The organism is Halarcobacter sp. (assembly GCF_963675975.1).
Taxonomy (GTDB): Bacteria; Campylobacterota; Campylobacteria; order Campylobacterales; family Arcobacteraceae; genus Halarcobacter.
Window position 1 is genome coordinate 1,262,003 of the sequence record NZ_OY780939.1, and the last position, 20,507, is coordinate 1,282,509.

A 20,507-nucleotide genomic window follows, 5' to 3' on the forward strand; every position below is an offset into this window, starting at 1 on the left:
TATTTGTGCTTAAAATTTATTCTGTTTTTGATAAACTAGTAAAATGAAAAAAGAAACACTAGAAAAAAGAGATAAAATTGCAAATGCAATAATGTATTATGTGTACACCCATATCGACACTCATATCGACCTTGAAGAGTTAAGTTATGATTTAGATATAAGTAAGTTTCATATGCATAGGGTTTTTAAAGAAGCTTTTGGAAAAAATATTTATGAGAGTATAAAATCAATTAGATTGCAAAAAGCTGCAAATTTACTTCTAACAAATAGATATTCAACTATTTCAAATATTGCAAATCTTTGTGGATATAGTTCCCATTCCTCTTTTATCAAAGCTTTTACAAAAAGATTTGATATGTCACCAAAGCAGTGGAGAAAAGGTGGATATAAAAGTTACTCTAATGAGATTATGAAACAGTCAAAAAAAGCTATGAACTCAAAAGCAGATTTTTCAAGACTTGTTCCTACAATTGTAAAGATGCCAGAGATAAAAAGTTATTATATTAGAAATAAAGGTTATAACATAAATATTAGAGAGACTTGGCAAAAACTTCAAACCCTTATTTTAAACAATGATATAAAAGAGTATAAACAAATTGCTTTGTTACACGACAATCCTGTAATTACACCACTTAATGAGTGTCAATATATAGCTTGTATACAAACAGATGAAAAAGAAGAGACCTTATCTCAAAGAGTGCCTAAGTTTAAAATATCAAGTGGAGTATATGCTAAGTTTGATGTTCAAGGACATCAAGGGGATATTTTAAAGTTTATGAATTGGGTTTATCATGAATGGCTTATTAATAGCGAATATGAAACAACAACTAAACCCTCATATATAATCTATCATAAAAACAATTTTTTAAGTGATGATAATGAGTTTAATATGAGTTTTTATGTATCAATAAACTATTAGTCTAAGAGCATATTTATTATGCTCTTAGATTTAATTTAACTAATTTTCAAAAAAGCTTTTTTGAAAAATCTTGAAACATTTGCTGGATTCCAGGATGAAATTACAAAAGGTTTATCAAGATGGCCATAGGATTCTAAACTTCTTTCTATATTAAACCCACCAAGTTTTTCATAAAGTTTGAAATGTTCTTTTAAAAATACAGAGGCAGATGCATCTAAACCATTTTGGGTTTTTAGATAATACATTCCTGCCATCAAGTATTTAAAATCTAAACTTAAACCTTTGTTTTCTTTTTTTACCATTAGTCGTGAAATTTCACTTAGTTTTGGAAACTTGATTCTAATATCAGATAGATCCAATTTTTCTTCAATTGGTAAATGCTTGTCTGAATCAAATATTAATCTACAAGTTGATGTGATTTCATTATTATCTTCTGTATATATGATTGCAGCTGTTTCATCATAAAAGTCAAAATTCATATTTGGAAGATAATTTGGAAACTCATTTTGATAACCTAAGTTTCCATATATTTCACTTCTTAATTGAAAGATTTTAACTAACTCCTCAGCACTATTAACTTTTTTCAAGTTAGTATAGTTTGATTCAAAATTTATCTTTTTATTAAAAGATAAAACAATATCAATAAACTTTTCAAATAAAAAAGTTTTATCAAAATTTTTAAAATCGTTTTGTTGTTTATACAATTCCTCTAGCTTTTGTACAGTTATGTTTTTGTTAATATATACCATTTTCTTTCCTTTTTTTAAAATGTTTCCAATTATCAAAAATAGGTGTCAAAAATAGAGTCAAATCTTTTAATTTAAGCAGGGATATAATAAAATAATTACAATTCTTAGAAAGTGATTATGATTTTGCATAAAAAAATAAAATATATTCTTATCTTTATACTAACTCTTTCTTCCTCCATATTTGCAAATAAATTAATTGATATAAATAAAACAAGTGATGACTTGATGTCATCTAGTTATATTTATATAGATAACACAAATAGTGAGACGATTGAAACTATAAAAAACAAAGAGTTTAAAAGAATCGATAACTCAAAACCTAAATCTTTTGGATATTCGCCAAATTTTACAGTTTGGATAAAACTTACACTTATAAACACATCTGATGAAATTCAAAAAAGAATATTAGAATATGAAAGTTCCCTTACAACGCATATAAATTTTTATTATGATGGTAAGGTCTTACATGAAGGTTTATTTCAAATTAGTCCTGATAGAAATACCTTAGAACCAGTATTTATTATAAATCTAAAAGAAAAAGAATATAAAACATACTATTTACAGTTATCATCTAAGATAACTACATTGATTGTTAACTATAAATTGTATGATTTAAAAAGTTTTTTTGAAAAAGAGGTTTATAGACAAAATATCTTAGTTTTTTTCTTTACGGCGATGTTTATATTAGCTGCATATAATCTGGTTATTTATTTTATTGTTAAGTCATCTAGTTATCTATTTTATGTATTTTATATATTGGGTATATCTTTACATCAATTTTTTTATACAGGGTATTCTACACTTTTTATTCAAGACCCGGTATTAGTTGAATCTATTATAAAAGGTGCCTCATTAATTGTTGCAATACCAATTTTTTTCTTTTCTTTATTTACTATTTCTTTTACAAATACAAAAGAGAATCATCCTACTCTATACAAATATTTAAGAGTTTATCTTTATCTATACCCTTTAATCATATTTTTAATTGTGTATCTACAAGAGCAAGGTTGGATTAGAAATATTTTTTCTGCTCTTTTACTTTTGTTAGTATTGTTGCTAACTTTATATAGTGTATTAAAAAGAAACAGACAAAGTTACTTTTTACTATTGGGTTGGATTATCTTCTTTTGCTCAATGATAAGTATGTATCTAGCAAGTGCAGGTGTATATAATATCTATAATGATATTCCTTATATGGTAGAATTATTTTTAGTCTTAGAAGGATTGATTTTCTCAATTGCCTTGGCTGATAGAATTAAAATATTAGAGCTTGAAAAAAATAAAGTTCAACTTTCACTAATCAAATATCAAGAAAATGAAACCATAAGATTAAAATCTATGGTAGATGAAAAAACAGAAAAGCTACAATCTGCTCTTCAAGATAAAGAGTTTTTATTAAAAGAGCTTAATCATAGGGTTAAAAATAATATGCAAACAATTATTTCTCTTATACGATTACAAAAAGACAGTATAAAAGATCCTAAGATGTCAGAAATGCTTATTAGTATACAAAATAGACTAAATGCAATGAGTGAAGTTCATCAATTGTTGTATAGTAGTCATGAAGATTTATCTTTTATAAGTCCTACTGAATATTTTATTTCTATTGTGAATGGGATAAAAGAAACTACATACAGTGAAGATATTATTGTTAATTATGATATTAAATCTTATTTAAAAACTGAAGAGGTTCTTTATTGTGGACTTATAATAAATGAGTTAGTAACAAATTGTATTAAACATGCATTTACTCTAGATGAAGGTGAAATTTTTATAAAATTTCATGAAGAAAAAGATAAAAAGATATTAGAGGTAATAGATAATGGAATTGGATTTCCCAAAAATGCAAAAGAGTCTTTTGGAATGGATTTAATGCGTTCTTTAGTGGAACTTTATTTAAAAGGAAATATTGAAATAATAAACAATAATGGTACTCATATAACAATAACCTGGTATTAAAATGAATACAAAATACAAAATACTAATTGTAGAAGATCAAGCAATAACTGCAATGGAGATAAAACAAATTGTTTTAGCACTGGGCTTAGATGTAGTAGGAATTGCTAAATCAAATGAAGAAGCTGTTAAAAAGTTTGAAGAATACTTACCTGAAATCGTAATTATGGATATAAAAATACAAGGTGATAGAGATGGAATCACTACTGTAAAAGATATGTATAAAATAGGTGAAACTAGTGTAATTTATCTTACAGCCTTTAATGATGATGCTACAATTGATAGGGCTATTGAAACATACCCTTTGGCTTATGAAATAAAACCCTTTAATAAAGCTAGTTTACAATCAACTATAAAAATAGTAATGAGTAAACTAAATAAAGATATTGTAGAAAAGCCTATTTTAAATGTAGATTTAGGCTATAACTATTCCTTTAATCAAGACACAAAAAAATTATACTTCAATAACACTTTTATAAAATTAGGATACCAAGAAACAGAACTTTTGTTTATGCTTATTAAAGCAAAAGAGCAAATTGTTTCATATAAGCAAATAGAGAATGAAATATGGGAAGGCAATGTTATCTCAGATAGTTCAGTAAGAACACTTATTTGGAGATTAAGAACTAAATTCGAATATAAAATTATTGAAACCATTCCTTATGAAGGGATTAGATTGCTTATAAATATAAATAAGTAATTATATTTCAAACTGTTTTTGTTTCTATTTTATATCCCATTTTAGAGTGATTGCTTATTAAGTTTTTATTGATTTTTTGTCTTAATCTAAATAAAACCCCTCTTAGTGCACCTTCTCCAACTAATTCTCCATCATACAAGTAATCTTCTATTGCATCATTTGCAACAACACAATTTTCATTTTTTATAAGTATTTCAAAAAGTTTTATCTCTTTTTGATTTAGATTTATCTCTGCATCTTCTAAAAATAGTTTTCTATTCTCTTTATCAAAAACATAACCAAATTTTAGTGTTTTAAATCTTTTTTGTGAGCTTTCACTATTCTCTTTTATATTTTTTTCAAGTGCCACATAATGTTTTTGACTATCTTCTAGTTTTGTAGTTAACTCTTTTTTATCTGAAAATTTTTTCAAAGCCAACTCAACAGTTGCTTTTAGTTCGGCATCTTTAAAGGGTTTTATTATATATCCATAAGGTTCATTTTTAATTGCACGTTCAATTGTTGTATATTTATCATTTGCAGTTAAAAAAACAAAAGGTATATCATAGTTTTTTGTTATTGTTTCACTTAATGTAATTCCATCATCACCATTTTTTAAAGTGATATCCAAAAGTGCTAAATCACAACTGTTTTCTTCTAATAGTTTTAAAGCTTTTTTTATATTTGTAGCAACACCAATTACATTGAAACCAAACTCTAAAAGGGCTTCTTTTATATCCATTGCCGTTACAATCTCATCTTCAACAACTAATATGTTTTTCTTCATTAATCCTCTTCTTCTGATATTTCATAAGTGATACTACATGAAAGTCCATTTTCATTTTTAATCTCTAACTCACCCTCAAGTTGAAACTCAACTATTGATTCTATTAGTTGCCAACCCAAAGAATTATTATTTTTTAGTTTCTCTACATCACAACCAACGCCATTATCTTTTACACCAAATGTTATTTGTTTGTCATTTTGAAAAATAAAAATATCAATTTTGCCATCATTTTTATCTTTAAAAGCATGTTTAATGCTGTTTAAAAGTAGTTCATGGATTACCAATGCTGTAAGAACCGAGTTATTTAGACATAAATTAATATTCTCTTGTACATCTATATTAATCTCAAAGCTATCTTCGAGATTATAAATATCTTTCATAGCAAGAGTTAATTTTTGCAAATATTGTTCCATATTTATAAATCTTAAATCATCCCCTTGATAGATTATCTCATGAACTAGTGCAATTGCATAAATTCTACTTCTTGTTTTATCAAGTTGAGTATTAATTACATCATTTTTTTCTCTTCGTTTTTGCATAGAAAGCAAAGAGGATAAAACTTGCAGATTGTTTTTAACTCTATGATGAATCTCTTTAATTAAAATCTCTTTTTCTTCCAATGAGCTTTTGATTATTTGTTCTTTTCTTTTTTGTTCAGTAATATCCCTTGCAAAAGCACAAATAAACTCTTCTTTTCCATTTGCAGAAAAATAGTTTGCAGCTATTAGACAAGGAAAAGATTTCCCATCTTTTGTAGTTAGTTCTGATTCAAAATAGTTAAATTGCTTTTTCTTCTGTATAATGATTTTTTCAACTTCATGGAACTTTTTATCAATTTTTATAATATGTTCATTTAGCAACTCTTCTTTTGTATATCCCAAAACTTTACATAATCTATTATTTACGTATACAATTTTCCCATCAAATTTAAACCAATATATTGCATCAGCTGTATTATCAAGTACAAAATTAATAAGTTTAAGATTTTCACTCTCTTTTTTTTGAAAGAGTATTAGTTTCTCTTTTGCCTCTTTTTCTATTTTTGCAATACTTCTTAAAAAGAAATATAAAAAAACACTTGTAACTATAAAAAATGTTATTCCTATAAATAAAGGTAATTTTGTATCTTGATTATTATCTGTTTGTTGAATAATAAACATTGAAACTTTATTTACAAGAACAATTCCAAAGATTCCAATAATTAAAAATGAAAAAGAGTATAGTTTTGCTTTCTTTTCGTTAGGTATTTTAGCAATTACTTTTAAAATGTCATTAAACATTGTTTCCTCAATATTGTTATTCCAGAAAATTATTATATTCTTTTTTCAATTAGATACTAAAAAAAACAAATGAGATTTTTTTGAGATTTTTTTTATTTACAATTCTTTTCAAGATAAGTATGAAAGGAGATAAAATGGATAGACTTTCTAGACGCTCTTTTTTAAAAAGTACAAGTTTAGGAGCAACTATTTTGGCATCAAGTGCCTATAGTAATCCTTTATCTAGTCTAATTTTGTCAGATAAAAAACAAAAAAATATTGACTTAGACTATGTAATTTTTGATAAAGGAATAGAAAAAAGTGAAGAGTTCGCACAAAAAATGAAAGCTTTGGGAACTAAAACTTATGAAATAAATAAAGATATATCTCAAATGTGGAGTGAAGTAATCAGTCCAACATGGGGTAAAAATAAAAATACAGCTATAGCGGGATTAACAACTTATGAAACAATGTTTGTATTAGAAAGACTTGCCTTTGACAAAGGTATGCTTATGTATTTCAATGCCGAACATAATATAGCCAATAACAATATCAATCATGAATTACAAGCTTCAAAAGTTGAAATCGACAAGATTAAAAAAAATCTAGATAAATATGATTGGACAGATGCATTAGCTTTAAAAATCAATAATTATGAGTATGAAAGAATTGATTCTAAAACTAAAATATCTACAAATAACAATAAAAATGAAAAAAATCAAATATTATATTCTTGGATAATTGCACCAAGAAAAGTTAGCTAAAGGAGATTTATATGTCTAAAAATGAAGAGATAATATTACCAAATGGCGTTAGCCAAGGAGATTTTTTACAAGCAGTAAAAGAGCTTGAAAAAGTTACAGGTAAACAATGGGTTTTTAAAACTAAAGATGATTTACACTTATATAGAGATGCATATTCTCCATATTGGGATGAACCAGAAGAACCAATCCCATCTTTAGCTATTGCACCTAAAGAAGTAGATGAGGTACAAGAGATTGTAAAAATTGCAAACAAATATGGATTACCACTTTTCCCAATTTCTACAGGTAAAAATTTAGGTTATGGATCTTCTGCACCAAACAACAGAGGTGATGTGGTAGTTGATTTAAAAAGAATGAATAAAATTATTGAAGTAAATGATAAAAGAAACTACTGTATTTTAGAACCAGGTGTATCATATTTTGATCTTTATGAATATTGTGAAAAAAACAATCTAAATGTGATGATGGATATGCCAGATCCAGGTTGGGGAAGTCCTGTTGGGAACTCACTTGATCATGGATGGGGATATATGCATGGACAATATAGAGATCACTTTGGGGCACACTGTGGTATGGAAGTTGTTTTAGCAAATGGTGAACTAATGAGAACTGGTATGGGAGCACTTCCTGGAGCAAAAACTTTTGCAGAGAATAAATATGGTTATGGACCATATGTTGATGGACTTTTCTCTCAATCAAATTTTGGGATTGTAACAAAAATGGGATTTTGGATGATGCCAAAACCTGAGCATTACTCTTTAGCTGTATTAACAGTACCTAAAAGAGATGATTTAATTCCTCTTGTTGAGATTATGAATTATTTAGAAGATTCATCAATTATTGGTTGGCCTTTATATAGAAGTCCATTAAATCCTGAATATGGAAAACCAATGAATCCTGAATTAAAATTATATTTAACATCTAAAAATGGGAAACCAGATATTGATAAAATTCAAGATTATGCACTTAGAAACAAAATTCCATATTGGAAAATAGATATTCCTTTATATGGAAATAAAGAAGCAGTTGAAGCAAATATTAGATACATAAGAGATAGATTTTCAAGTGCAATAGAGGGTGCAAAAGTAGAAGTTGAAGAGGATTATGCTTTACCTTTATCTGATGAGCAGAAAAAAGCAGTTAAACATAAAGTTACACTAGGTATCCCAAATCTTGAAATTTTTTGGTTAAGTACTAGAGGTGAAAACTTTGGACCAAAAGATGGACATGTATGGTTCTCTCCTATTATTCCAAGGGATGGAGCTGAGTTATTAAAATGTCAAGAAATATATATTGATACTTTCCATGAATTAGGAATGGAATCTATGATTACACCATTTTCTCACCCAAGAACTTGGATGTATAGAGCCTTTTGTTTTATGATTGGATTTGCAAATTCAAGGGATGATAAAGAGAAAAATGCACAAATGAGAAAAGTATATAATACTATGGTTAAAGTTGCAGCAAAACATGGTTGGGGTGATTATAGAGCTGCACCACCTTTCCAAGATGCAGTATCTAATGTGTATAGTTTTAATAATCATATATTAAAAAGATTTGCAGAAGAGTTAAAAGATACTATTGATCCAAATGGAATACTAGCTCCAGGTAGAGGGGGAATTTGGCCTAAAAGATTAAGAGGAGATAAAAATGCTTAAAAATATGAAAATTTTATTAATACTAGCAACCATCTTAGCTAGTTCACTATATGCAAATGATTCTTCAAAATTTAAAGAAGGAAAACAAGTATTTGATAAATGGTGCGTGCATTGTCATGGTATAGGAATGCCTGCAACTGATGCATTAGGGATTGTATATAAAGATACAGGTATCTCTCCTGTTCTTGAACAAAGAAAAGATTTGGATGCTGGATTTGTTGATTATGTGGTTAGAAATGGAAGATTTAGTATGCCCTTTTTTAGAAAAACAGAAATCAATGACAAACAATTAGAAAGCTTATCTTTTTACCTTTCTACTAAAAATAAATAATAATAGTAACTTCTCAAAAGATATTTAGAAGTTACCTCTCTTCCTTTGACAAACTTTTTATCCTATTTTGTTATAATCATTGTTAAAACTACTAAGGAGAAATAAATGGAGTGTGAATTTCCATCTATAAACAGTAATAAAGATGAATTAAAAGAGATATTTGATAACACAAAAACTATAGCTATTATTGGACTTTCTCCAAATGAGAGTAAAGCTAGCAATATGGTTGGAAAGTATCTTAAAAATGCTGGGTTTAAAATAGTTCCTGTTTATCCTAAAGAGGATGAGATTTTAGGTGAAAAAGTTTATAGAAGTTTAAAAGAGATTCCTTTTAAAGTTGATATGGTTGATATTTTTAGAAAACCTGATGTTATTGGTTTAGTTGTTGATGCTGCTATTGAAAGAGGTGATGTTGATACAGTTTGGACACAATTAGGTTTAGTAAACAATGAAGCAGCAAAAAAAGCAAAAGAGGCTGGTATGAAAGTTGTACAAAACAAATGTACAAAGATTGAACACAGAGAGATTTATTCTTAGTCTTTTTTAGTATGAGGTTTGTTTGGCAATACTATTGTTGCCACACAACCTGTTTTCCCATCAGTTCTATTTTTTAGTGAGATTGTAGCACCTAAAGCATCAGCGGCATTTTTAGCTAAAAATAATCCTAATCCTGCACCACTTTCTTTCCCCATTCTTTTAAATGGAGCAAAAAGGTCAATTGATTCATCAATACCTTCCCCATCATCTGTTATGCTAATAGTTGTTTCTTTTTTTGTTTTATTTAATCTAATAGCAATAGATTTGTCATCTGGCGTGAATTTTATAGCATTTTGAACAAAGTTTTGAATTATTTGATTTATAAGTGTTGGTTGTAAATAAACTTCATGGTGATTTACATTTGAAAAGAATGTCAAAATTATTTGTTTTTTTGCACTTAACATTCTATAATCATTTGTTTTTCTTTGAAGGTATTGAACTAAATCAATCTCTTCAGGTTTTTCAAATTGTGCACCTTCAGCTCTACCTATATCAAGTATTGAACTAATCATTTTATTCATATCATTTATTTGTTCAACTGTAAGTTTCATAGTTTCTTGATATTTTTCTGCTTCTCTTGGCTTCATCAGAGTTACTTCATTTTTTAACTTCATAACAGCGAGAGGAGTTTTTAGCTCATGGGCAACACCTATAAAAAGCTCTTTTTTGAATCTAATATTTGATTCAATTCTAGAAGTAAGTGAATTAATAGAATTTGCTAAAGGATGAAACTCAATTGGAAGATTATCTTTTTTTATTTGTGTTAGATAATTTTCATCCATATTTGATAATTTATTTGTTATTTGAATAATTGGTTTCAGTAAAGTTTTTGATACAGTAAAAGCATAAAATACAACCATCAATAATCCACCTAAAGATATTAAAAGTAGATTATTAAATATTTTATTCAACATATCAAGTGATGAATTTATATTTTTTATAATCTTAATATATTCCCCTTTTTTAGGGTCAAATAGATATAAAATTTGCATATAGTGATTATCGTTTACTTTAAATGTTGTATATGCAGTTTGTGGTACATGTTCAAGTTTTACAATATCAACATTGATTCCACTGTGAGTAATAATATTAAAATTTTTTGTATCTACATTTGTTGATTTACTGATTTTATAAATTAATTGTGCATCTTTGTATAAAGAGTCTTGAATTTCGTCAAAAATAGTTGATTTTGTGTAGCCATAAAATATAGCTGAAAGTATTAGGATCAGAAGTGAAGTAGCAAGTACAAGCTTTTGATGAAACTGTTTGTATATGCTCTTCACACGCATTATTAATCTTTAATTATGCTTCTTCGTTTGAATCAGGATAGCAGAATCTGTATCCTCTTCTTCTAATAGTCTCAATAGTTGAGATATTTAATGGTTTATCCATTTTTTGTCTAATTTGATTTATTGCAACTTCAATTACGTTTGGAGTTACTAATTCTGGTTCTTCCCAGATAGCATCTAATAATTGTTCTTTTGAAACAATTTGATCTCTGTGTCTAGCAAGGTGAGTTAATACTTCAAAAGGTTTACCTTTTAATTCAATCTCTTCACCATTGAATTCAATTTTTTCTTCATCAGGGTTAATTGATAATTGTTCAATCTCAATTACATTTGTTCCACCGAATCTTAATCTTGCTTCAATTCTAGCTAATAGAATGTCAAAATCAAATGGTTTTTTAATATAATCATCTGCACCAGCTTTTAAAGCTTCGATTTCAGAATCTTTATCATCTCTAGCTGATAGAATAACTACAGCAGTTCTTGAACTTCTATTTTTTACTATTTTACAAAGTTCAATCCCATCACCATCTGGTAACATCCAATCTGTTAATACTAAATCATAATTTCTAATATCGATGAAATATTCTGCATCTTTATAGTTTTCAGCTGCATCAACTTGATAACCAAAATCTGTAAGACCTTCTTGTAAAGTTCTATTTAGTGTAATTTCATCTTCAATAATTAATATTCTCATATAGATTTCCCTTATTTTACGTTAGCTTAATTTTAAGTTAAGTTTAATTTTTGACGGAATTATATCATAAATATAGTAAAATTTAAAGGTCTTTTAAGCTAAATTTTAAAATTTATTAATTTTTTGTACAATTTAGTAAAAGAAAATTTTTAAAATTATGAAATTTTAGCTAAGTTTCAGAATAAAATTAATTTTAAAATTAAATCTTTATTTTAACTATGTTAAAGAAATCTTAATATGAACAATAAAAAAATAAAAAATAATTACTAGTTAACTTTCTATTAGTAAAAAAAAGATAGAATAAAAATTACTAAAAATTTAAGGAATATAATGATTATGATTAAAAGTAAAAAAATTGTTACAAGTTTAATAGCAACATTAGCACTTTCAACTCTATCTTTGAATGCTGCTGATTATGGTTCTGTAAATGGTGAAAAAATCACAAGTGATGATATTAACTCAGTTATTAGAAACGCAAAAGTTGATTTTGATAAATTACCAAAAAAGACGAAAAACAAAGTTTTAGAACAAATTGTTGAGAAAAAACTTTTAACAGATAAAGCTTTAAAAAGTGGTGTTAAATCTGATGCTAAATATAAAGAAGCTTTAGCAAAAGTTGAAAAAGAGTTAGCATTAGAAGTTTGGATGCAAAATGAATCAAAAAAAATAAAAATCACTGATAATGATGCTAAAGATTTTTATAATAAAAACAAAGACAAGTTTAAAGTTCCTGCTACTTTAGAAGCAAGACACATTTTAACTAAAACTGAAAAAGAAGCAAAAGATATTATTAAAACTTTAGACAAAGCATCAAATAAAAAAGATGAATTTGTTAAACTTGCAAAAGAAAAATCAGTTGGTCCTAGTGGTCCAAAAGGTGGTTATCTTGGTAAATTCCCTGAGAATCAAATGGTACCAGAGTTTTCAAAAGCTGCAAAAGCTTTAAAAGCAAATACATATACAAAAGCACCAGTTAAAACTCAATATGGGTATCATGTAATTTATCTTGAAGGTAAAGAAGCACCTAAAACTTTAAGTTTTGATGATGTAAAAGCAAAAATCAAACAAATGGTATTTCAAGAAAAATTTCAAAACATAATAAAAGCTCAAGTTGATGAGTTAAAAAGCAAAGCAAAAATCGTAATTAAATAATATTAGGAGTATTTATATGTCTATATTAGATATAGTAAAACCAGGTGTTTTAAGTGGTAGTGAAGCAAAAAAAGTTTTTGATTATGCAAAAGAGAACAATTTTGCAATACCAGCAGTTAATGTTGTAGGTTCTGATTCAGTAAATGCTGTTTTAGAAGTTGCGGCAAAAGTTAAATCACCAATTATAATTCAGTTTTCAAATGGTGGAGCACAGTTTTTTGCAGGAAAAGGGTTAAAAACTGATGATGCAGCAATCTTAGGTGGAATTAGTGGTGCTCAACATGTACACACTATGGCAGAAGCTTATGGTATTCCAGTTATTTTACATACTGACCATGCAGCAAGAAAATTGCTTCCATGGATTGATGGTTTATTAGATGCTGGTAAAAAACACTTTGAACAAACTGGTAAACCTTTATTTACTTCTCATATGTTAGATTTATCTGAAGAATCTTTAGAAGAAAATGTTTCAACTTGTGTTGATTATTTTAAAACAATGAGTGAAATCGATATGTTAATTGAGATTGAACTTGGTATCACTGGTGGTGAAGAAGATGGAGTTGATAATACAGATGTAGATAACTCTTTATTGTATACACAACCAGAAGAGGTTTGTTATGCTTTTGAAAAACTAAGTGAAGTTGGTCCAAATTTTACTATTGCAGCTTCTTTTGGAAATGTACACGGAGTATATAAACCAGGTAATGTTGTATTAAGTCCAGTTATTTTAAACAACTCTCAAAAGTATATTGAAGAGAAACATAAAACTGTAGATAAACCTGTTAGTTTTGTATTCCATGGTGGTTCAGGTTCTGCTTTAGAAGAGATAAGAGAAGCTTTAACTTATGGTGTAGTTAAAATGAATATTGATACTGATACACAATGGGCATTCTGGGATGGTGTTAGAGGTTTTGTATCTAAAAACCATGATTATTTACAAGGTCAAATTGGAAACCCAGAGGGTGAAGATAAACCTAATAAATCTTATTATGATCCAAGAAAATGGTTAAGAGCTGGACAAGAATCTATGATAGCAAGACTTGAAACAGCTTATTCTGATCTTTGTTCTTTAAATAAAAACTAGGCTTTTGCTTAGTTTTTATTTTTTTCACTAGTTACTAAAGCTAGATTATTTAAATTATATTTTTGAAGTAAATCTAAAACTTTTGTTATCCTCTCATATTTAGTATCTTTATCTATTTTTACTATTATTGCACTTTTTTTATCTTTTATAAGTTTTAAGTTTTCTTCTAAAGAGATGAAGTTTACTTCTAAACCTTTTATTGCAATTTTATTTTCATTTAATTCAATAAAAACTTGTTCATCTTTTATCTCTATGGCTTTTGCATCTGCTTCAGGTAAATTTAGCATTAAAGCTAATTCATCTTTTTTAAATACAGACGTTACTATAAAAAATATTAGTAATATAAATACCACATCAATTACAGGAGTTAAATCTAATCCTATATATTCTCTTCGTTTCATTAGTTTAAGAACTCTTTTTTTGCTTTTAGTTCAATTGAGTCAATTACTGAAATAAAATAGTTGTATGCAATTAAATGTGGAATTGCAACAATAAGCCCTGCAATTGTAGTAATAAGTGCAATAGAAATTCCCCCTGAAAATATTGTAGGGTCTCCTAAACCTTTTTGAGTAATCTCTTCAAAAGCTTTATATACTCCATAAACTGTTCCTAGAAGTCCAAGTAACGGTGCAACAGAAGCAATATTTTTTATATAAGTAAGTCCAGATTCCAATTTTTTTACTTCATATTCTATTTGAATCTCTAAGGTTTTTAAGTGTGTTAAATCAATCTTACTTTTTATTTTTTTTAACATAGAATTTTTTCTAGGAATTGTAAAAAATTTCCAAAGAATAATTGTAAATCCAATAAAATTTAAAAAAATCAAGATATAAACAATCACTCCACCTTTTTCAATATAATCTAATAAATCCATATATAACTCTCTTTATTCTTTATGTTTCGTGTAATTTTAGTATAATAATCTTAATGAATTATATAAACTCACCAATAGAAAAAATTATATTTAATAAAAAAGAGATTTTTGTAAAAAGAGATGACTTGCTAGATAAAGAGTTTTCTGGTAATAAAGCCAGAAAGTTTTATTACTTTTTAGAAAATCATATTGAAAATATTGAAAAAATAGTTAGTTACGGTTCTGCTCAAGCAAACTCTTTATACTCCTTATCTGTATTAGCAAAAATAAAAAAGCTAAAGTTAGACTTTTATGTAAATCATATAAGTTCATATTTAAAAGAGAATCAAGAAGGTAATTATAAATATGCCCTTGAAAATGGTGCAAACATCATAGAAAAAGATTGTGAAGATATACATAAATATATTGAAAGTATATTAGATGAAAAAACACTATTTATAGAAGAGGGTGGAAGAGTAAAAGAAGCAGAATATGGTATAAAAATATTAGCAAAAGAGATAAATGATTGGGCTATAGAAAATAGTATAAAAAACTTAAAAATAGTTCTTCCAAGTGGTACTGGAACGACAGCACTTTTTTTACAAAAAAATCTTAAGTTTGAAGTATTAACTGTAGCATGTGTTGGTGGAAATGATTATTTAAAAAAACAATTTTTACATCTAGAAAAAGATGAAAAATACCATCCTACAATTATTGATATGGGCAAGAAATATCATTTTGGAAAACTTTATAAAGAGTTTTATGAAACATGGGAAAAAGTTAAAAATGATTCTAAAATGGAGTTTGATTTATTATATGATCCTTTAGGTTTTCTGTCTTTAGAAAAAGTTTATAATGAAGATTTTACATATTTATATATACATCAAGGTGGACTTTTAGGAAATGAAACAATGCTAAAACGTTATAAAAGAAAGTATGATTAGTTTAATAATCTTTTAGATAATATAAGATAAATGATAGGATTTTTTTTTGAATATATTTAGATACTTTTTATTAATTATTAGTTTTACTATTTTTTCTTATGCCTCTCAAACAGAGGAGCTAAAAGAGGTATCTATTCAATTAAATTGGAAATACCAATTTGAATTTGCAGGGTTTATTGCCGCAAAAGAGAAAGGCTTTTATGAAGATGCAGGATTATCTGTAGAAATAAAAGAGTTTAATCATGGTATTAATATTGTAGAAGATTTAAAAAGTGGTAAGTCTACTTTTTCAATTTATGACTTTTCTGTGTTAAATTTTGAAGAGTTAAAAGATTCTTTAAAACTCATAGCAAATTATTTTAAACGTTCAGCTTTAGTTTTTGTAACTAAACAAGATATTGTTACACCTTTTGATTTAAAAGATAAAACAATTATGATTGAACATGAACAATTAAATTTATCAACACTAAATGCACTTTTTAGAAAATTCAGCATTTCAGAAAATGATTTTAAATTTAGACAGCATTCTTTTAATCCTGATGATTTTATAAGTGGTAAAGTTGATGTTATGAGTGCATATTTATCAAATGAAATTTATGAAATTAAAAAATCAAATGTCCCTTTTAATATCATTGACCCACAGTCTTATGGAATATATGGTTCTGGAGTAAATCTATTTACTACAAAAAAATTAACACAAAATGACCCTGAACTTATAAAAAAATTTTTAGAAGCAACAAATAAAGGATGGCTTTATTCTTTAGAACACAAAAAAGAGATAGTTGATATTATTTATGATAAATATTCAAAAGTAAAAACAAAAGATGCTCTTTTATTTGAAGCTAATCAAATAGAAAAACTGATTATGCCAAAAATATATGAGGTTGGTAAAATTGATAAACAATTGTTTCAAAAAAATATAAATGAATTTGTAAATGATGGACTAATTCAAAAAAAATTTGATGTTGATGATATAATTTATGATACATCTGCTAAAAATGTTACAGAATTAAATTTTACAAAAGAACAACAAGAATATATATCTAAAAAAGATAAAATTACAATGTGTATTGATCCTGATTGGATGCCTTATGAAAAACTTATTGATGGTAAACATGTAGGAATGACTTCAGAATATATACCTATTCTATCAAAAAAAATTGGTATTCCAATAGAGTTAGTTCCCACTAAAACTTGGAGTGAATCAGTAGAATTTGCAAAATCAAGAGAATGTGATATTTTTTCTTTGGCTTCGGCAACTCCTTCAAGATTGACTTATATGAATTTTACAAGCCCTTATGTTTCTTTCCCTTTAGTGATTGCAACTAGAAATGATGAATTATTTATTTCAGATCCAGACAGTTTAGTTTCAGAAAAAAAACTAGGAGTTGTAAAAGGTTATGCCACAGGAGAGATATTAAAAAGATTACATCCTGATAATAAAATAGTTGATGTTGTAAATGTTACAGAAGGTATGCAAAAAGTTGCAAAAGGGGAGCTTTTTGGTTTTGTAGATGCCTTGCCAACTATCGCTTATACTCTTCAACACAATTATATTTGGGAACTTAAAATAAGTGGTAAGTTCAATTATTATTTTGAATTAGGTATTGGGGTAAGAAACGATGATATTATCTTATTTGAATTATTTCAAAAAGCAGTTCAAGCTATAGATGAAAAAGATAAACAAAGAATTACCAATAGTTATATCTCTGTTAATGTCGAATCTGGTTTTGACTATACACTTTTTTATCAAATAGGAATTGTACTTCTTATTGTAAGTTTATTTCTTTTTTATAGACATTTTCAACTAACAAGACATAATAGGGTACTAAAAAAACAACAAAATCAATTAAACAAATCAAATGAAGAGTTAATAAAAACAAAAAAAAGATTGGAAGCTTCAATTAAAGATTTTGAAATATTGATAAACTCTGTTACTGAAGCAATATTTATTTTTGAAGATAATATTTGTATTGATGCAAATGATGTTGCACATAAAATGTATGGTTATGATTCAAAAGATGAGATTATAGGAAAAAACATAAAAGTTTTTGTACCTAAAGAAACATATAAAGAGATTAAAAAAAGAAAAACCAATAATGACTCAACTATTTTTGAATCAAAGGGTATTAAAAAAGATGGAACAATAATCGATGTATTATCAAAAGGTACAAATGCAATAATAAACTCAAAAAAAGTAAGAATATCAGCAGTTGTAGATATAAGTGAAACTAAACAAAAAGAACAATTACTATTCCAACAATCAAAAATGGCTTCAATGGGGCAGATGTTGGAGAATATCGCTCATCAATGGAGACAACCATTAAGTTTGATAAGTTCAATATCAACAGCAATTGAGTTAAAAAAAGATTTAGATATTTCAACTGCAGAAGATGAGAAAAAAGAGCTTAAAAAAATCAATTCTACAGCACAACATTTGTCAGAAACAATTGAAGATTTTAGAAACTTTTTTAAATCAGACAAAAAGAAAGTTGAGTTCTCTATTCTAAAGACAATAGATAGATCAATAGAACTAGTAGAAGGTGTACTTAAAAATAATTCAATTACTGTGATATTTGAAGATGTTGATGATACAGTAATAAAAAGTTATGAAAATGAGTTTATGCAAGCACTAATAAATATATTTTACAATGCTAAAGATGCTTTTGAAAAACTAGAAAATGAAAAATATATCTTTATAAATTTAAAAAAAGAAAATGATTTATTTATTTTGAAAATTAAAGATAATGCAAAAGGGATAGATGAATCAATTATTAAAAATATTTTTGAACCATATTTTACAACTAAACATCAAGCTCAAGGTACAGGAATTGGCCTTTATATGACTCAAATGATTGTTGAAAAACATATGAGAGGAAAAATTGAAGTAGAGAATGTAAATTATACTTATAGAAATAAAAAATACTCTGGGGCACAATTTACTTTTAAAATCCCTGTTTAAAACAAATTTGACACTCGTCATTTATCTTTTACTTAAATTTAGATATAATCTTACGATTTTATAAACTAGGAAATTCTAATTGGATAAAAAGAATAATATAATTTTAATAGGTTTTATGGGTGTTGGAAAAGGTACAATAGCCAGAGCTTTAGTAAAAGCAACAGATTATTTTTCAATTGATACAGACGATTTAATAGAAAGTGTAGAGAATAAAAAAATAAAAAAAATTTTTAAAGAAGAGGGTGAACCTTATTTTAGAAGTTTAGAAAAGAAGTGTGCTTTATGGCTTGAAAAAAATGTAGATAATACTATTATCTCTACTGGTGGAGGATTTTTTAGACAAGAAAATATTCACAATATAGGGAAAGTTATATATCTAGAATCAAGTTTTGAAGGTATATTAAATAGAATACACTCTGCTCCAAATGCAAAAGTAAAATTAAAGAAAAGACCTCTTTTATCAAATTTAGAAGAAGCAAAAACAATATATAAACAAAGAATTGAAGATTATAAAAAAGTAGCTGATGTTACAGTAAATGTAGAAAATAGAGATATAGACGATATCATAAAAGATATATTAGGAAATATATAATGAAGATAATTAATACAAAAGATGCAAATTTTAGTAAAGAGTTTGAAAATATTTTAGCTAGAGCTAAAACTGATATTAAAGGTGTTTCAGCAATAGTTACAGGAATAATTGATGAGATTGTTCAAGATGGTAATGAAGCTTTAAAAGCTCACATAGAAAAGTTTGATAAATGGGAAGTTAAAAGTGATGAAGAGCTTATGATTTCTCAAGATGATATGAAAAAAGCTTATGATAATATTGATGAAAATTTAAAAAAAGCTTTACATACAGCCTATGATAGAATAAAAACTTACCACGAAAAACAACTTCCAAAATCTTGGGTTGATTTTGAAAAAAATGGAACAATTTTAGGACAAAAAGTAACTCCTGTGGATAAAGCAGGGCTTTATATCCCTGGTGGAAAAGCTGCATATCCAAGCTCACTTTTAATGAATGCTATACCAGCAATAGTTGCAGGTGTTGAAGAGATTGTTGTTTGTACTCCAACACCAAATAACGAAGTAAATGAATTATTGCTTGCAGCATGTCACATTTGTAATGTAAGTAAAGCTTATAAAGTTGGAGGAGCTAGTGCTATTGCAGCAATGGCTTATGGAACACAAACAATTCCTAAAGTGGATGTAATAACAGGTCCAGGAAATATCTTTGTAGCAACTGCAAAAAAATTAGTATTTGGTGAAGTAAATATTGATATGATTGCAGGACCTTCAGAGATAGGTATTTTAAGTGATAGTAGTGCAAAACCAAAATATTTGGCAATTGACCTTTTATCACAAGCTGAACATGATGAGATGGCAAGTTCAATTATGATTACAATTGATGAAAATATAGCTATACAAACTTCAGATGAGGTTGAAAACTACTTAAAAACTCTAAGTAGAGAAGCTATTGCTAGAAAATCTATAGAAGATAGGGGCGCAATTATTATTGCAAAAGATATGGATGAAGCATTAGAACTTATGAATGAAATTGCTCCTGAACACTTAGAGGTGATGACTGTAAATCCATTTGAATTATTACCTAAAATAAAACATGCAGGTGCAATTTTCTTAGGTGAAAATACTCCTGAACCAATTGGTGATTATATAGCTGGACCAAATCATACTTTACCAACAGGAAGTACAGCTAAATTTTATAGCCCTTTAAATGTAGAAAATTTCTTAAAGAAAAGTTCAATTATTAACTTTTCTAAAAATGCAATTGATGAATTAGGGGAAGCTTGTGCACTTTTGGCTGATACTGAAGGTTTAACAGCTCACGCAAAATCAGTGAGAGTTAGACTAGAAGAGGATAAATAA

At 27.0% G+C, this 20,507-nt stretch carries 20 protein-coding genes; 13 read left to right on the forward strand and 7 right to left on the reverse strand.

The genetic code is table 11. From position 1 onward, the window contains the following. Window positions 1-43: 43 nt before the first annotated feature. Window positions 44-919, forward strand: a complete 876-nt coding sequence (locus tag ACKU3H_RS06240) for an AraC family transcriptional regulator (RefSeq protein WP_320036117.1) — start codon at window positions 44-46, stop codon at window positions 917-919. Between the two features lie 35 nt (window positions 920-954). Here the strand turns inward: ACKU3H_RS06240 and ACKU3H_RS06245 are convergent, their stop codons facing one another. Beyond that, entirely contained in the window at window positions 955-1,668 is a 714-nt protein-coding gene (locus ACKU3H_RS06245; protein WP_320036118.1) for an N-acyl amino acid synthase FeeM domain-containing protein, read from the reverse strand. 123 nt (window positions 1,669-1,791) lie between these two features. Here ACKU3H_RS06245 and ACKU3H_RS06250 point away from each other — a divergent pair, with 123 nt between their 5' ends. Both ACKU3H_RS06250 and ACKU3H_RS06255 read left to right on the forward strand, forming a co-directional pair. After that, window positions 1,792-3,627, forward strand: a complete 1,836-nt coding sequence (locus ACKU3H_RS06250) for a 7TM diverse intracellular signaling domain-containing protein (protein ID WP_320036119.1) — start codon at window positions 1,792-1,794, stop codon at window positions 3,625-3,627. Window position 3,628: 1 nt separating this feature from the next. Next, complete coding sequence (locus ACKU3H_RS06255; protein WP_320036120.1) at window positions 3,629-4,324, forward strand: response regulator; 696 nt, start codon at window positions 3,629-3,631, stop codon at window positions 4,322-4,324. A 7-nt stretch (window positions 4,325-4,331) separates the two neighbouring features. On the opposite strand, the gene ACKU3H_RS06260 is transcribed toward ACKU3H_RS06255, so the two are convergent. Beyond that, window positions 4,332-5,090 carry a response regulator gene (locus tag ACKU3H_RS06260; protein WP_320036121.1) on the reverse strand — a complete coding sequence of 253 codons (759 nt, stop codon included), beginning with the start codon at window positions 5,088-5,090 and terminating at the stop codon, window positions 4,332-4,334. Continuing rightward, window positions 5,090-6,370 carry a histidine kinase dimerization/phosphoacceptor domain -containing protein gene (locus ACKU3H_RS06265; protein WP_320036122.1) on the reverse strand — a complete coding sequence of 427 codons (1,281 nt, stop codon included), beginning with the start codon at window positions 6,368-6,370 and terminating at the stop codon, window positions 5,090-5,092. The genes ACKU3H_RS06260 and ACKU3H_RS06265 overlap by 1 nt, the downstream gene beginning before the upstream one ends. Window positions 6,371-6,504: 134 nt before the next feature. On the opposite strand from ACKU3H_RS06265, the gene ACKU3H_RS06270 reads away from it, so the two are divergent. The 4 genes from ACKU3H_RS06270 to ACKU3H_RS06285 all read left to right on the forward strand — a co-directional run bounded on the left by ACKU3H_RS06270 (window position 6,505) and on the right by ACKU3H_RS06285 (window position 9,639). Then, window positions 6,505-7,113: a hypothetical protein gene (locus ACKU3H_RS06270; protein ID WP_320036123.1), complete on the forward strand. Its 609-nt coding sequence runs from the start codon at window positions 6,505-6,507 to the stop codon at window positions 7,111-7,113. 11 nt (window positions 7,114-7,124) lie between these two features. Beyond that, the gene (locus tag ACKU3H_RS06275) at window positions 7,125-8,771 is read left to right on the forward strand and encodes an FAD-binding oxidoreductase (RefSeq protein WP_320036124.1); all 1,647 of its coding nucleotides are present in this window, start codon (window positions 7,125-7,127) and stop codon (window positions 8,769-8,771) included. Continuing rightward, window positions 8,764-9,102, forward strand: a complete 339-nt coding sequence (locus ACKU3H_RS06280; RefSeq protein WP_320036125.1) for a cytochrome c — start codon at window positions 8,764-8,766, stop codon at window positions 9,100-9,102. Before ACKU3H_RS06275 ends, ACKU3H_RS06280 begins: the two co-directional genes overlap by 8 nt. Before the next feature lie 105 nt (window positions 9,103-9,207). Continuing rightward, on the forward strand, window positions 9,208-9,639 hold the full coding sequence (locus ACKU3H_RS06285) for a CoA-binding protein (protein ID WP_320036126.1): 432 nt from the start codon (window positions 9,208-9,210) through the stop codon (window positions 9,637-9,639). Here ACKU3H_RS06285 and ACKU3H_RS06290 read toward each other — a convergent pair. Beyond that, on the reverse strand, window positions 9,636-10,928 hold the full coding sequence (locus ACKU3H_RS06290; RefSeq protein WP_320036127.1) for a HAMP domain-containing sensor histidine kinase: 1,293 nt from the start codon (window positions 10,926-10,928) through the stop codon (window positions 9,636-9,638). The two genes, ACKU3H_RS06285 and ACKU3H_RS06290, sit on opposite strands and share 4 nt — an antisense overlap. A gap of 13 nt (window positions 10,929-10,941) precedes the next feature. Beyond that, window positions 10,942-11,622 (reverse strand): homeostatic response regulator transcription factor HsrA, encoded by a 681-nt coding sequence (hsrA, locus tag ACKU3H_RS06295; RefSeq protein ID WP_044416226.1) that lies wholly within the window; start codon window positions 11,620-11,622, stop codon window positions 10,942-10,944. 330 nt (window positions 11,623-11,952) lie between these two features. Between hsrA and ACKU3H_RS06300 the strand changes: the two genes are divergently transcribed. Then, on the forward strand, window positions 11,953-12,774 hold the full coding sequence (locus ACKU3H_RS06300; protein WP_320036128.1) for a peptidyl-prolyl cis-trans isomerase: 822 nt from the start codon (window positions 11,953-11,955) through the stop codon (window positions 12,772-12,774). Window positions 12,775-12,790: 16 nt separating this feature from the next. Next, window positions 12,791-13,858 (forward strand): class II fructose-bisphosphate aldolase, encoded by a 1,068-nt coding sequence (gene fbaA, locus ACKU3H_RS06305; protein WP_320036129.1) that lies wholly within the window; start codon window positions 12,791-12,793, stop codon window positions 13,856-13,858. An 8-nt stretch (window positions 13,859-13,866) separates the two neighbouring features. Here fbaA and ACKU3H_RS06310 read toward each other — a convergent pair whose 3' ends face one another. Together ACKU3H_RS06310 and ACKU3H_RS06315 are read right to left on the reverse strand one after the other, a co-directional pair. Beyond that, window positions 13,867-14,259, reverse strand: coding sequence for a biopolymer transporter ExbD (locus ACKU3H_RS06310; protein WP_320036130.1), 393 nt, complete (start codon window positions 14,257-14,259; stop codon window positions 13,867-13,869). Further along, the gene (locus tag ACKU3H_RS06315; RefSeq protein ID WP_320036131.1) at window positions 14,259-14,732 is read right to left on the reverse strand and encodes a MotA/TolQ/ExbB proton channel family protein; all 474 of its coding nucleotides are present in this window, start codon (window positions 14,730-14,732) and stop codon (window positions 14,259-14,261) included. Before ACKU3H_RS06315 ends, ACKU3H_RS06310 begins: the two co-directional genes overlap by 1 nt. 53 nt (window positions 14,733-14,785) lie before the next feature. Here ACKU3H_RS06315 and ACKU3H_RS06320 point away from each other — a divergent pair, with 53 nt between their 5' ends. The 4 genes from ACKU3H_RS06320 to hisD all read left to right on the forward strand — a co-directional run bounded on the left by ACKU3H_RS06320 (window position 14,786) and on the right by hisD (window position 20,507). Further along, window positions 14,786-15,655, forward strand: coding sequence for a 1-aminocyclopropane-1-carboxylate deaminase/D-cysteine desulfhydrase (locus tag ACKU3H_RS06320; RefSeq protein ID WP_320036132.1), 870 nt, complete (start codon window positions 14,786-14,788; stop codon window positions 15,653-15,655). Between the two features lie 46 nt (window positions 15,656-15,701). Next, on the forward strand, window positions 15,702-18,617 hold the full coding sequence (locus ACKU3H_RS06325; protein WP_320036133.1) for an ABC transporter substrate-binding protein: 2,916 nt from the start codon (window positions 15,702-15,704) through the stop codon (window positions 18,615-18,617). A gap of 115 nt (window positions 18,618-18,732) precedes the next feature. Further along, on the forward strand, window positions 18,733-19,209 hold the full coding sequence (locus ACKU3H_RS06330) for a shikimate kinase (protein WP_320036467.1): 477 nt from the start codon (window positions 18,733-18,735) through the stop codon (window positions 19,207-19,209). Next, window positions 19,209-20,507 (forward strand): histidinol dehydrogenase, encoded by a 1,299-nt coding sequence (gene hisD / locus ACKU3H_RS06335; protein WP_320036134.1) that lies wholly within the window; start codon window positions 19,209-19,211, stop codon window positions 20,505-20,507. Before ACKU3H_RS06330 ends, hisD begins: the two co-directional genes overlap by 1 nt.

What these genes read in the sequence shown, in the direction of transcription:
- ACKU3H_RS06240 (WP_320036117.1), top strand. Translation starts at nt 44, where the DNA reads ATGAAAAAAGAAACACTAGAAAAAAGAGATAAAATTGCAAATGCAATA.
- ACKU3H_RS06245 (WP_320036118.1), bottom strand. Translation starts at nt 1,668, where the DNA reads ATGGTATATATTAACAAAAACATAACTGTACAAAAGCTAGAGGAATTG.
- ACKU3H_RS06255 (WP_320036120.1), top strand. Translation starts at nt 3,629, where the DNA reads ATGAATACAAAATACAAAATACTAATTGTAGAAGATCAAGCAATAACT.
- ACKU3H_RS06260 (WP_320036121.1), bottom strand. Translation starts at nt 5,090, where the DNA reads ATGAAGAAAAACATATTAGTTGTTGAAGATGAGATTGTAACGGCAATG.
- ACKU3H_RS06265 (WP_320036122.1), bottom strand. Translation starts at nt 6,370, where the DNA reads ATGTTTAATGACATTTTAAAAGTAATTGCTAAAATACCTAACGAAAAG.
- ACKU3H_RS06270 (WP_320036123.1), top strand. Translation starts at nt 6,505, where the DNA reads ATGGATAGACTTTCTAGACGCTCTTTTTTAAAAAGTACAAGTTTAGGA.
- ACKU3H_RS06275 (WP_320036124.1), top strand. Translation starts at nt 7,125, where the DNA reads ATGTCTAAAAATGAAGAGATAATATTACCAAATGGCGTTAGCCAAGGA.
- ACKU3H_RS06280 (WP_320036125.1), top strand. Translation starts at nt 8,764, where the DNA reads ATGCTTAAAAATATGAAAATTTTATTAATACTAGCAACCATCTTAGCT.
- ACKU3H_RS06285 (WP_320036126.1), top strand. Translation starts at nt 9,208, where the DNA reads ATGGAGTGTGAATTTCCATCTATAAACAGTAATAAAGATGAATTAAAA.
- ACKU3H_RS06290 (WP_320036127.1), bottom strand. Translation starts at nt 10,928, where the DNA reads ATGCGTGTGAAGAGCATATACAAACAGTTTCATCAAAAGCTTGTACTT.
- hsrA (WP_044416226.1), bottom strand. Translation starts at nt 11,622, where the DNA reads ATGAGAATATTAATTATTGAAGATGAAATTACACTAAATAGAACTTTA.
- ACKU3H_RS06300 (WP_320036128.1), top strand. Translation starts at nt 11,953, where the DNA reads ATGATTATGATTAAAAGTAAAAAAATTGTTACAAGTTTAATAGCAACA.
- fbaA (WP_320036129.1), top strand. Translation starts at nt 12,791, where the DNA reads ATGTCTATATTAGATATAGTAAAACCAGGTGTTTTAAGTGGTAGTGAA.
- ACKU3H_RS06310 (WP_320036130.1), bottom strand. Translation starts at nt 14,259, where the DNA reads ATGAAACGAAGAGAATATATAGGATTAGATTTAACTCCTGTAATTGAT.
- ACKU3H_RS06315 (WP_320036131.1), bottom strand. Translation starts at nt 14,732, where the DNA reads ATGGATTTATTAGATTATATTGAAAAAGGTGGAGTGATTGTTTATATC.
- ACKU3H_RS06320 (WP_320036132.1), top strand. Translation starts at nt 14,786, where the DNA reads ATGAATTATATAAACTCACCAATAGAAAAAATTATATTTAATAAAAAA.
- ACKU3H_RS06330 (WP_320036467.1), top strand. Translation starts at nt 18,733, where the DNA reads ATGGGTGTTGGAAAAGGTACAATAGCCAGAGCTTTAGTAAAAGCAACA.
- hisD (WP_320036134.1), top strand. Translation starts at nt 19,209, where the DNA reads ATGAAGATAATTAATACAAAAGATGCAAATTTTAGTAAAGAGTTTGAA.